The sequence below is a fragment of the Mesorhizobium sp. M1328 genome, from assembly GCF_040318075.1.
Lineage (GTDB): Bacteria > Pseudomonadota > Alphaproteobacteria > Rhizobiales > Rhizobiaceae > Mesorhizobium.
Genome location: NZ_JAMYLO010000027.1, coordinates 63,364 through 74,685, shown reverse-complemented (window position 1 = coordinate 74,685; position 11,322 = coordinate 63,364). Strand labels below are relative to the sequence as shown.

Annotated in this window: 9 protein-coding genes and 5 pseudogenes; 10 read left to right on the top strand and 4 right to left on the bottom strand. The window is 57.4% G+C overall.

Annotated features, from left to right (window positions below):
• The 3 genes and pseudogenes from NKH23_RS30840 to NKH23_RS30830 form a co-directional block, all read left to right on the top strand.
• A pseudogene (locus NKH23_RS30840) lies at positions 1–329 on the top strand (aspartate aminotransferase family protein); the annotation flags it as partial.
• 251 nt (positions 330–580) lie between these two features.
• Positions 581–1,384, top strand: a complete 804-nt coding sequence (locus NKH23_RS30835) for an IclR family transcriptional regulator (RefSeq protein WP_353036291.1) — start codon at positions 581–583, stop codon at positions 1,382–1,384.
• Between the two features lie 331 nt (positions 1,385–1,715).
• Positions 1,716–2,827, top strand: a pseudogene (locus NKH23_RS30830) (IS110 family RNA-guided transposase).
• 604 nt (positions 2,828–3,431) lie between these two features.
• Here NKH23_RS30830 and NKH23_RS30825 read toward each other — a convergent pair.
• A complete protein-coding gene (locus tag NKH23_RS30825) occupies positions 3,432–4,163 on the bottom strand; it encodes a 3-deoxy-manno-octulosonate cytidylyltransferase (protein ID WP_353036289.1) in 732 nt (243 codons plus the stop codon).
• Positions 4,164–4,289: 126 nt separating this feature from the next.
• Here NKH23_RS30825 and NKH23_RS30820 point away from each other — a divergent pair.
• A pseudogene (locus tag NKH23_RS30820) lies at positions 4,290–4,771 on the top strand (IS5 family transposase); the annotation flags it as partial.
• A 13-nt stretch (positions 4,772–4,784) separates the two neighbouring features.
• Here the strand turns inward: NKH23_RS30820 and NKH23_RS30815 are convergent.
• Positions 4,785–5,513 (bottom strand): SDR family NAD(P)-dependent oxidoreductase, encoded by a 729-nt coding sequence (locus NKH23_RS30815; protein ID WP_353024490.1) that lies wholly within the window; start codon positions 5,511–5,513, stop codon positions 4,785–4,787.
• A gap of 138 nt (positions 5,514–5,651) precedes the next feature.
• On the opposite strand from NKH23_RS30815, the gene NKH23_RS30810 reads away from it, so the two are divergent.
• On the top strand, positions 5,652–6,317 hold the full coding sequence (locus tag NKH23_RS30810) for a histidine phosphatase family protein (RefSeq protein WP_353036286.1): 666 nt from the start codon (positions 5,652–5,654) through the stop codon (positions 6,315–6,317).
• A 67-nt stretch (positions 6,318–6,384) separates the two neighbouring features.
• Here the strand turns inward: NKH23_RS30810 and NKH23_RS30805 are convergent, their stop codons facing one another.
• Positions 6,385–7,074, bottom strand: a complete 690-nt coding sequence (locus NKH23_RS30805; protein WP_353036284.1) for an SIS domain-containing protein — start codon at positions 7,072–7,074, stop codon at positions 6,385–6,387.
• Between the two features lie 210 nt (positions 7,075–7,284).
• On the opposite strand from NKH23_RS30805, the gene NKH23_RS30800 reads away from it, so the two are divergent.
• The 4 genes and pseudogenes from NKH23_RS30800 to NKH23_RS30785 form a co-directional block, all read left to right on the top strand.
• Positions 7,285–8,139, top strand: a complete 855-nt coding sequence (locus NKH23_RS30800; protein WP_353036282.1) for an IclR family transcriptional regulator — start codon at positions 7,285–7,287, stop codon at positions 8,137–8,139.
• A gap of 342 nt (positions 8,140–8,481) precedes the next feature.
• Complete coding sequence (gene kdsA / locus NKH23_RS30795; protein ID WP_353036280.1) at positions 8,482–9,357, top strand: 3-deoxy-8-phosphooctulonate synthase; 876 nt, start codon at positions 8,482–8,484, stop codon at positions 9,355–9,357.
• Positions 9,358–9,695: 338 nt separating this feature from the next.
• Complete coding sequence (locus tag NKH23_RS30790) at positions 9,696–9,851, top strand: hypothetical protein (protein WP_502912393.1); 156 nt, start codon at positions 9,696–9,698, stop codon at positions 9,849–9,851.
• 42 nt (positions 9,852–9,893) lie between these two features.
• Positions 9,894–10,153 (top strand): annotated as a pseudogene (locus NKH23_RS30785) (ATP-binding protein); the annotation flags it as partial.
• 414 nt (positions 10,154–10,567) lie between these two features.
• On the opposite strand, the pseudogene NKH23_RS30780 reads toward NKH23_RS30785, so the two are convergent.
• A pseudogene (locus NKH23_RS30780) lies at positions 10,568–10,762 on the bottom strand (TetR family transcriptional regulator); the annotation flags it as partial.
• Between the two features lie 155 nt (positions 10,763–10,917).
• On the opposite strand from NKH23_RS30780, the gene NKH23_RS30775 reads away from it, so the two are divergent.
• Positions 10,918–11,295 carry an EAL domain-containing protein gene (locus NKH23_RS30775; RefSeq protein ID WP_353036278.1) on the top strand — a complete coding sequence of 126 codons (378 nt, stop codon included), beginning with the start codon at positions 10,918–10,920 and terminating at the stop codon, positions 11,293–11,295.
• The last annotated feature ends 27 nt before the right edge of the window (positions 11,296–11,322 follow it).

Genomic DNA, 11,322 nt, shown 5'->3' with positions numbered 1-11,322 from the left:
AGCGCCTGCAAGACAGGTTCAATCAACATCCGCACGTAGGCGACATACGCGGTCGAGGTATGTTGATGACGCTCGAGCTTGTCAAGGACCGCGAGACAAAAGCTCCTTTTGCAGCCTCGCATGACTTAAGTTCACGGATCTATCAGAACGCCCAAGTTAGAGGGCTAATTACACATGCACTGTGTGGTACAATTGACGGCTATGCCGGGGACCACGTTGTCATTTGCCCCCCCTTGATCGCGAACAGCGAGCATATCGAAACAATCGTGGGATTGCTGGGCGAGGCCATCGACGCGGCCCTTGCGGAGGTCCACGAAAACGCGGCGTAGGATCCAATTGGGTAAACCGCCGCCACCACTAAGCGTCGCGTGACGACACGCGACGCGAACAACATCGAGATCGGGGCAGGGGCGCTGGCTCGCTGGGGTGTCACGTGCAACAATCGGACAGCTGAGGCCGTTATTCCCAATGTTGCGCTTAGCATCTGCGAACACCTGACGCAGTTTGCCCAATCATCGTTCGGTCAGTAAGTGTTGCTCCGGTCACACAAATTGGACGTGTCCATTGCTGAGGGATAATCGTGGCAAATGTTTCACCTACCGAGCGAACTCTTGATATCATCGAACTGCTCGCGGATCACCCAGAGGGGCTCGCAATTAGTGACATTGCGCGGCGTCTCAAGCTTCCCAAAAGCATCGCTCATAGACTCCTTTCGATTCTCGTTGATCGGGACTTCGCGATCCAAGAGGCGGTCACACAGCATTATCGTCTGGCGATCCGGACCGCCGCGTTGGGCCTTCGTTTCTTTGGCAACATCGGCCTCAATGAGGTTTGTCAGCCTATCCTCAACAGGTTGGCGCAGCGAACTGGCGAGTTTGTTCGTGTTTGCGCGGAAGAAGACGGGGAGCTTGTTTGGATCGCGAGTGCTCAGGGAACTTCGGAAGGCCTTCGTTACGACCCGACGATGGAAGCTGGACCGGCACTCCACGCAACAGCCAATGGTCGCGCCTGGTTATCTACTCTCGATGATGCAGAGGCCCAAGCACACGTCCGTCGGCGAGGGTTTATTCTCCCGCGCAACTATGCGCGCTCCGGCGTTACGAATGAGCAGGAGCTCTTGGATGAACTTCAGCGGGTGCGGAAATATGGCTACGCGGTATCTGCCGATGAAAGTGTTGTCGGTATCACCGCGCTTGCAGTTCCTATTCCTGATCGAGAGGGTGGGCCCGCGCTGGGCTGTGTTAGCGTTGCCGGGCCGTCAGTGCGGATGCCTTCATCTCGCTTGGAGGCAGTCGCACCAGATCTGCTGGCAGCCGCAAGGGAACTGGGTGAAACCTGGCCTATGCCGCATCGAAGCTGGCGAGCGTCCGCAGCCCCGATGTAGGTAATGGCATTTGTCGCCGCGCTCCGCTGCGCCGGGCTGATCAGCGCGCTACGACTGTTCCGTGTTTCGGTAGCATAAAGCAGCAGCAAACTCCGGCGCCCGGACCATCGCACAAACCCGTGGCTCGCCGCGCTTGTGGGCGAGCAAAGCCCCGAACCTGCGCATTTCGCAAAAGTCGGACGGGGATGGGGCCACGGTGGGAAACTCCCGTCGCTAGACGTTATGACCGTGGTCTGAGCGGCGGCCCGCCCTTAGTCTTTGCAGCTGTTAAGCAAACGGGGGTTGCTCGGGGAGTGCCCGAGCCGAGCCCCAAGCGAAGAAAGGACGGGCCATGAAGCAAGATAGCGTTTTTTACGTCGGTGTCGACGTGTCGAAGGCGAAGCACGCCATTGCGGTTGCCGAGGGTGGCCGCAATGGGGAGGTCCGGTATTTCGGCGAGATCGAAGCGAGGCCGGCGGCGGTCGAGCGCTTCGTGCGCAAGCTGGAGAAAAAGCATCCTCGCCTGCATTTCTGTTACGAAGCCGGCCCGACCGGCTACGGGCTCTACCGGCAGATCGCCGAGCTCGGTCAGCGCTGCGATGTCGTTGCGCCCTCGCTGATCCCCAAGCGACCGGGCGAGCGCGTCAAGACGAACCGGCGCGATGCGGTCAGTCTGGCGCGGCTGCTGCGGGCGGAGAATTGAAGGGAATCTGGGTTCCAGACGCGGTGCATGAAGCGGTGCGCGATCTAGTGCGGGTGCGCTCCGCGGCGAGCGAGGATCTGCGCAAGAAGCGCCAGCAGCTTCTGTCGTTCCTGCTGCGCCATGGCCGGGTCTTTACCGGACGCAAGAACTGGACCCGGAGCCATGCCCGCTGGCTGGCGGCGCAAAAGTTCGACCATCCGGCCCAGCAGATCGTGTTCCAGGACCAGGTCGACGTGGTCACCGATGCGCAGGACCGGCTGGAGCGGCTGGATGCGCAACTGGCCGAGCTGGTGCCGAGCTGGTCGATGGCGCCGGTGGTGGCGGCCTATCAGGCGCTGCGTGGTGTGTCCTTCATCGTCGCCGTCACTTTCGTCAGCGAAGTCGGCGATGTCCGCCGGTTCGACACTCCGCGGCAGCTGATGGCCTTTCTCGGCCTGGTGCCCTCGGAGCGCTCGACCGGTGACACGGTAAAGCGCGGCGGCCTGACGTTGGCCGGCAATCGCCGCGCCCGCCGCGTCCTGATCGAAGGCGCCTGGGCCTACCGCTATCCCGCCAGGGTGACGGGGCCTATTCGCGTCAGGCTCGAGGGTCTGCCGAAGACGGTGCGCGAGATCGCCTGGAGGGCGCAGACGCGGCTTTGCGCCCGCTACCGGCGCCTGACGGCTGCGGGCAAGAACAAACCCATCGTCGTTGCGGCGATCGCGCGCGAGATGGCGGCGTTCCTGTGGGCCATCGGCCACCAGGTCGAACCGGTGCGTTGAGATGCAGTGCGCTTCTTCATCGAAGATCAGGATCCCGACAAGCGCGCCCCCGGCGCGGGCGCCGCCGGATTGAAGGCTCTGCCCGCGCCGGATCTCCCGGCGGAAAAACCGGGCAGCACGGTGACGGGATGTGGCCACGGTGGGGAACTCCCGTCCTAACTATGTGGCTGGGCATCAGCCCAACGCCCGATACTAGACAGGGATAGCCCAGGACGGATTACGGAAGTGCGGTAACCAACCCGCGGATAAGAGCTGGATCAACCGTCGTCTCAAGGCCCCATCCCGTCTCCGTGCTGCCCTCATCAATGGCAAACAAAACCTGTGGCAAAAGGCATAGGGCGAAAAAGGTCATCCATCATTCTTGACCACGGTCATAAGAGTTATGTGGCCGAGCCGATGCGCCCGACGCCCAACCTCTAGACCGAGGACAGCCCCGAGACGAAACACCGAAGGCCGGTACTCAACCCGCGGATGAGAGTCTGATCAACCGTCGTCTCTGAGTTACACCCCCAGCCCTGTGCAGCTTCAGCCCATCCGACTGCTTCGCAAACCTGCCAAGCAGGCGAGCCTTCTTGCCTTAAAGCTTGACAGGGAACATGAGAGACTAGCCTAGGAGCGCTCTCGCCCTCTCCAAGTCTACAGTTGTATCGACACCTAGCGGTTCCGTCTGAATGACATTGACGTCTATACGCATGCCGTATTCAATAGCCCTTAATTGTTCGAGGCCCTCACGTTGCTCCAGAACGCCGCAGGGTAGACTGACATATTTGGCAAGAGCCTCCCGTCGGTAGGTGTACATTCCGATATGGTGATAGTGCTCTCCCGTACCGTATGGAATAACCATACGGCTGAAGTAGACCGCTCGCCCAATGCTATCGCCGGGTATCATGGCCAATGCGATTTTTACGACCTGTGGTGCGTGGAGTTCGGCGGGGTCGTCGATCACCGTGGCCAGCGTCGCGATTTCGCATTCTGTATCACGGACCAAGGGTGCCAGTGTGGCCTTGATAGCCGCAGGATCGATGGTTGGCAAATCCCCTTGGAGAACGACGACCGTATCGTATTCTTCTTCGGGGTCAACCTCGCACAGAGCTGCGTACGCGCGATCCGAGCCTGACGGGAGGGCCGAATCTGTCAAAACCGGTCGACCCCCGAATTCTCTGACGGCATTGACGATCTCCTGATCCCCGCAGGCGACGACCAGCGGTCCTATGCCTGCTTCTATACCTCTCCGCCAGACATGGGCAATCATTGGTTGCCCATTGATATCGCTCAGCGCCTTGCCGGGAAGCCTGGAGGAGCCGAGTCTTGTCGGTATGATCACAATCGGGCGCAAGAATCTTCCCCATCTTATCGCTTTTAGGTAACTTTGGATCCCGTACGAATTTGCGCCGACCACTTCACAGCCTGTCGAGCCATACTCGACTGAAGGCCTCGCCGAGTACTCGTGCCATCACCCACCTCATTGATTGTGGGACGTTGCGTCAAGGTCCACCGCCACGGCCAGGGCGCAAAAGGGGGACTCAAAGCCAGGCCATAGGCCGCTCCAAGGGCGGCATGACCACCAAGATTCTTGCGCTCACCGATGCGCTCGGCAATCTCGTGCGCTTCATTCTCCTGCGTGGCCATCGCTTCGATACGGTGGGTGTCGCGCCGCTCATCGACGGCCTCTCCTTCGGCGGGCTGATCGCCGACAAGGCCTTTGACAGCAACACCATCATCGCCGATCTGAACGAGCGCGGCGCCAAGATCGTCATCTCGCAGCATCAGAGGCGCGCCTTGCCGCTGCCCCTCGACCTCGAACTCTACAAATGGCGTCATCTCATCGAGAACTTCTTCTGCAAACTCAAGGAGTTCAAACGCATCGCAATGCGAGCTGACAAAACCGACCAGAGCTTCAACGCAATCATCCATCTCGCAGCCGCCGTCATAAACTCACGATGAATCTCAACAGGCCCTAGTAAGTGGACCTTCCGCCAGACATATCAAAGACGGCCCCGGTTGAAAAAGAGCATTGATCGCCCGCCAACCACGCTGTCATTGCGGCGACCTCGTGCGCAGAACAAAACCGGCCCATAGGGATACGATCGAGAAGATCCGCGCGGCGTTCGATCGAGATTTCATTAAACATCCCCGTGTCTACTACAGACGGCGTAATGCAGTTCACCAGAACACCAGTGGTGGCGAGCTCCTTTCCGAGAGTTTTTGTAAAGGCTATTACCCCGGCCTTTGACGCGGCATAGGGGCCAGCGAGTGACGTGCCCTCCTTTCCTTGCGCGGAGGCTATGTTAATGATCCGGCCGTACCCTGCCGTGATCATGCCTACTGCTACGGCCTTACAGCAGATGAACGTGCTCGTTAGATTTGCTTCGATAACTAGGCGCCATGCGTCAACCTCGATGTCAACTGCATTGGCGACAGGTCCGAGCACCCCGGCCGAGTTGACCAAAATCTGAATGGTGCCGAAAGCTTCACGTACGCGTGCAAGAGAGACTTGCACACTTTCGAGATGAGTTACGTCACAGTGGATCGACAACAAATCTCCTCCACTCACGTGCTCTCTGTCTGTCACGTCCAAGATAGCGACCAGCGAGCCCTCACTTGCAAGGCGTTTCGCTATAGCCAGACCGATCCCCCCATTTCCTCCGCTTACGACAGCCACTCGTCCTGCCAAGCTACCCGACATCTATACCTCCTTGCAAGATCAAACAAGTGAACTCCTACCTTCATAAATAATCAACATTCCGTTACAAATATTAACTACACTGCCTTCGCCAAAAGAGTTAATGGGGAACAATCCCAAAGACCATTGTGACGGCTGTATATGAGAATCGTGCTTTCTAGACACGGGAACACCTTTTCCTCCGGTGAAACGGCTATATGGGTTGGAGGCGAAGCCGATCCTCCTCTTGTTGCCGAAGGTAAGCGTCAGGCGCGGCAACTCGGAAAGGCTCTCCGAATTGCCGGCCGCATCCCGGTCGCAACATTCTGCGGGCCTTCCAAACGAACCCGTACGTATTCTGATATCGCTCTGGCCGCCTGCGGCGTCAGGCACGCACCGGTTGAAGATTCGAGACTGAATGAAATTGATTACGGCAGTTGGAACGGACTCTCGAACGAGGAGGTAATCCGGCGTTTTGGCGCCGATGAATTCTATAACTGGTATCAGCGCAGCATCTGGCCCATGTCGAAGAACTGGAAAACGCGACGGGGAGGCTATCTGAAAGCGATCGGCTGTTTTCTTGATGACCTTGAACGCGCTTATGGCTCCGACAAAACCGTTCTCGTAGTGGCTGCTCACGGGCCGATCAAGTGCATCGGGCGTGCTCTCGGACAAGAACAGCCGAATTTTTTCGGCACCCAATGGGTGCGCGTCGACACCGGTAATGTTTGCGAACTGGACATAAATCATGGCGTTCCGCGCCCGATTCTCTGGAATAAGCATCCTCGCTGCATTTGCCCAGCGGTGGATGTGAGAGAGCCTAAGTAGGGTCCCTGAGCCGGCTTTTGTTTGAGGGTCTCTTCTCGGAGACGGGTGCCGAAATGTCATTGCCATATTAGTAGCTTGCGTTTTCTGGGTACGAGTCCCGTCGTGCAAGCACCCTGCCGAGATTTCCACCTGGATGAACTCGCGCAAAGTCATTCCGGGTGAAACCGCGCCGCTCTTCTAGGATAACCGCTAAAGCGTCTCCGATCGCCATCATGGCAGTGGTGCTAGCCGTCGGCGCTAACCTTAATATGCCGACCTCCTCAACCGGCCCCATATCGAGCACATGGTGGGCCATCTCAGCCAGCGCGGAACTCCCGTTTGCGGTTATCAAGGCGATCCGAATCGGCAGGGTCTTAAATGCGCGGACCATTTGGATTAGTTCGTCAGTTTGGCCCGACTTTGACAAAGCAAGAAACACGTCGCCCGAGCAAACTCTTCCAAGGCTGCCATGCAAAGCGTCGAGTGGATCCAGCGCGATTGAGCGCGTACCGGTCGAAACGAGTGTTGCCGAGATCTTTTCCCCTACAAGGCCTGATTTGCCAACGCCCGAAACGACAACGAGAGCCGAGCTTGAAACGATGTAATCTGCCAATAGGCAAATCTGTTCATCGAGACGAGCAGCGACGGTCATAAGCGTTTTCGCTTCCTGCAGGATAGCATCCCGTGCCCGCTCGAGCATTGGCAATCTACTTGCAGCAAGGTCGGGCGCGTTTGATCGATCCTCGCACTTGAGGTGTTCGGCGTCGAGATCAGGCATAGTCAAGCCGTCCTGTATTTGTGAGAACGTGAGATAGCCATCATAGCCACAAAATCGTAGATGCCATGTTGTGATTTGCAAAGAAATGTTTCACTTTCAATAAAGCTCCTATTGCAGGATGGCCATCTAACCAAAACCGGGCTATGACGCAGAAGTCTAGCTCACCGGCGCCGTTATGGCGTTGCATCTTATCAGCAAGGATCTATCCGATTGTCGAGCGCCGTCAACCTGGAACGAGGCCTCACGCTGCTGGAAATCCTTGCAGAAGCGCCTGAAGGACTTTCCCTGGGCGAAATTAGCGAACTCGCCAGGTTGCCCAAAGGTGCAAGCCATCGGGTGCTCTCCTCGTTAACTGCGTGCGGATTTGCCACGCAGGTTAAGAACCGGAACTATCGTTTGACAATGAAGATGGCCGCCTTGGGATTTCGAACACTGGGAGACAGTGGGGGCTTGGAACATTGCCAAGCTTTGCTCAACAAAGTAGCTGGGGAATTTGAAGAATTGGTCGGCATGACACTGGTGGACAACGGGCGTCTCGTCTGGATTGCAAAGGCACAAGGTGCCCGTGGTAGCCTCGTGGTCGCTCCCGGTATGGGTCGTGATGTTGCCCTGCACGCTACGGCAACCGGAAAGGTTTGGCTATCATCATTGCCGACCGACGATGCGGTTGCAGTTGTCCTTCGAGACGGCTTCGGAACGCCTCAGGAGCACGGACCTAACGTGCTGCAATCCGTCGAAAGCTTACTCAGGGAGTTGCATACGACTAAACAACGAGGTTATGGATTCGTGTGGGAGGAAGCTGAGCCGGGCATCGCTGTAGTAGCTGTCGGGATTCCGGCGGCGATCGAACAGGAAACGCCTCTGTTGGGCACTATCAGTGTAGCCGGGCCGATCGCTCGAGTGACGCGAGATCGATTGCTCGCTTTTGTTCCGGCACTTAGAAAAACATCCCTAAAACTCCTCGAGGCCGGAACCGTACTTCGGCTTTGGCGCCGCGACGCTACGCGCCCACCCAGAACGGTGCTGAATAACATCTGTTTTGAGCAGCAGGAGAACCCGAATTAAATCAAACAGGGAGCCTTTGCCCAGTATCGCTCGTCCAATTGCATGCCTCGCTCTCGTCGAGCCATTCGCCGCGATCGGACTAGCCAACGGTTGTCATGATCTCCCTTAAGACGGACTGCCAATCGTAAGCACCGAGGGTGGTGTGGAAGGAAACCGGCAAGCCAGCCCTTTTTCTGGGCGAGCCCGTTGCTGGCGTTCCACATCGCGACTTTCGTATGGCGTTGGCTAGCTCGAACTGAGAAGGCGTACAAAGCTGAGGCATACACTGCTTTGTCCGACCGTCCGGGTCGACGCGTCAGGCGATCAAGGTTGCCCATATGTAATAAATTTCGGAGCTCTCTTATGAATACCGTCCCCGTAGGCAAAGTTGAGTTCGCAAACACAAAACCGGCTGTATTAATCGGTGGGGTAAATGTTTTGGAAAGTCGCGACTTGGCGTTGAGTGTTGCAGAAACGATGAAACGGCAGACTCTGCAGCATGAAATCTCGTATGTCTTCAAGGCATCTTTTGACAAAGCGAATCGCTCCAGCCATAAATCGTATCGAGGACCCGGAATGGAGGAAGGGTTGAGAATACTGCAGGATGTGCGCGATAGGCTTGATGTTCCCGTCCTGACTGATGTCCACCGTCCAGAACAGGCGCCGGTGGTGGCCGAAGTTTGCGATATGTTGCAACTGCCGGCCTTTCTGGCGCGGCAGACTGATCTTGTGGCAGCTTTAGCTAAGACTGGGAAAGCTGTAAACGTTAAGAAACCGCAGTTCATGAGCCCGGTTCAGACTAAACATGTCGTGAGAAAGTTCTGTGAACTCGGTAATAGTAAGGTAATTATCTGCGAACGCGGAACTTGTTTCGGTTATGACAATCTGGTTGTAGATATGCTTGGCATCTCCACGATGAGAAACGTAAACGAGGGCGTGCCAATCATATTGGATGTTACGCATTCACTGCAATTCCGCAAACCCGGAGCCACAACTTCTGGTGGACGGCGCAATCAGCTATTTGAATTGGCACGCGCCGGATTGGGGGTGGGCTTGGCAGGTATTTTCTTGGAGGCCCACCCTGATCCCGAAAACGCACTGTGTGACGGGCCGAGCGCCATGCCGCTCGAAAAGCTTCCATCATTTCTGTTACAAATGAAGGCCTTGGACGAGTTGGTTAAGTCTTTTACGACCGCCGAATCTTTGCATTCGTTACCTGCCCCACCTAGTTGCGGGTAGCCGCGGGTTGTGCCGTCGGGCTGCATTTGTCGTATTTAGTGACGCTGTTACCAGCTTGCAGTCGATCGGCTCGCGACCGGCCGGCCGATCCTCCTCGAGGGTATTGCGCTTGGCGCCGCTCTTTGCCAAGTATAGTGCGGTCAACCCGCATCCGCATCCTCTCCCGTTGAAGACAGATTTTCTGTGACCCAGCGTCCCGTCTCATTATTGCTTTCGTCCCAGAACACATCTTCATGGATGTCGAGATCCCGAGAAAGTCGAGTGGCGGAGGGGAGTCGCACCCCTCCGACCGGGTCACCGGAGGCAGTCACCCGCCTCCGGTTCCCACAGAACGTAGCGTGCGGATCCGCGTGATCAGCTTCATCAGGCGCTGGCTGAAGGCAGGCGTCCTTGAGGACGGAGCTATCCACCCGAGCGATGAAGGAACTCCACAAGGTGGTTCGATCAGCGTTTTGCTGAGAAACGTCTATCTGCACTATGTGCTCGACCTCTAGTTCGAACGCGTGGTGAAGGTCCAGCTCAAGGGGGAAGCCCGGCTCGCGCTCAGAGTGGCCGGCTACCACGAGTTCGCCCAATTCGAACCCCTGTTCCCTTCATCGCCGACGACATTATGGAGAGGTTCGACGGCTTCCGTGCGGAGGAAGCCTTCCGGCTATTCGCCGAGATGGCGAAAGTGGGTCAGGTAATCTACCTGACGCATCACCAGCGTCTTTGCGATATCGCTGGGCGGGTTTGTCCCAATGCGCGCATACACGAGTTGGCGCCGCCGCTCGCTCTGGAAAGCTGTGCGGCATGAAACTCGGAGCCGAGTAACAAAACGAGCTGTCTGCCGGCGCACGGACGTATCGACTGTACCGCATGCCACGTTGACGGACGCGTGGTCTTCGACCGCACAGCGCGGGAGGAGGGCGATTGGAGGATCACTGCGAATCCCCTGGCATGGGGCAACACGAGTCCAGCCGTGATCGTGTTGGGGTTCTCCAAGGGCCTCACGCAGGGGGGCGCGCTGGAGCGTGTTCATCATGATCAAATCGCAACGCGTATGGGTCGAGAAAATCCTGGCTCACGTGATCGGCAATCAACCGATCTACCTCCCGTTCCATGGCTTTGGGGTCCTCGCGTTGAACCAGCCCGGCGGAGGCGAAGCCGAAGCGTCGATCCTATCTTTCGGGCAAAAGCCTCAGAACGATGCATACTTCGCGCACCTCCTTCGGTAGAGCGTGCCGATGCCGACGCCGGCCTGGCGCGCGATCTCCTCCAGCGAGGCATCGACGCCATGTGCCGCAAAGGCCACCGCTGCGACCTCGACCAGCGCATCGCGGTTGCGCTGCGCATCGGCGCGCAGCGGTTTTGTCGCTGCGGCTTCGGCCCTATCTCCAAGCGTGACGGGAGGCTGCGAGGCCAATTTTTTTCTCCAAGATCGATCCGGGCTTGAACCGGGCAGAGGAGGGTCCGGCGAGCCCCGTTAATATAGTCATGGGATCGAGTATGTCATGTCCATCGAGCCCGCAAGTCTGCTCCCGGCCGCGGCCGACTGCCAATGCAGATTGGCAAAATGCCATGGCATCTTCTGGTGTTGCGACAAACAGGACTGCCGCCGTCGCGTCTGCAACTGGAAATAACGGAAGGGTATTTATCCAGAACAGCCGAAACGCCTTGAACGCCCTGGCGGAAATTCGAAATATCGGGGTCGGTTTGGCACTCGACGATTTCGGATCCGGCTATTCAAGTTTCGGCTACCTTGCCGATTTCAACCTGGATCAGTTGAAGATCGACCGATCATTCTTGAGCGGTCTGGAATCGTCGAAGAAAAAACAGAACATTGTTCGAGGCATCATCGCGCTCGCCAATTTAAGAAAATCTGCTGACAAACCACCTGATCGCAAGGCAAGGCCAGAGAAAGATACGGAGAAGTTCAGGCTGAGCCTTTCTGCCTAGCCGGTGTCCGGCCTCAATGATGGCGGG

Bases quoted from the DNA above. Each gene is read 5' to 3' on its own strand.
- NKH23_RS30815 (WP_353024490.1), bottom strand. From the start codon at position 5,513: ATGTCGGGTAGCTTGGCAGGACGAGTGGCTGTCGTAAGCGGAGGAAAT.
- NKH23_RS30810 (WP_353036286.1), top strand. From the start codon at position 5,652: ATGAGAATCGTGCTTTCTAGACACGGGAACACCTTTTCCTCCGGTGAA.
- NKH23_RS30805 (WP_353036284.1), bottom strand. From the start codon at position 7,074: ATGCCTGATCTCGACGCCGAACACCTCAAGTGCGAGGATCGATCAAAC.
- kdsA (WP_353036280.1), top strand. From the start codon at position 8,482: ATGAATACCGTCCCCGTAGGCAAAGTTGAGTTCGCAAACACAAAACCG.
- NKH23_RS30775 (WP_353036278.1), top strand. From the start codon at position 10,918: ATGGCATCTTCTGGTGTTGCGACAAACAGGACTGCCGCCGTCGCGTCT.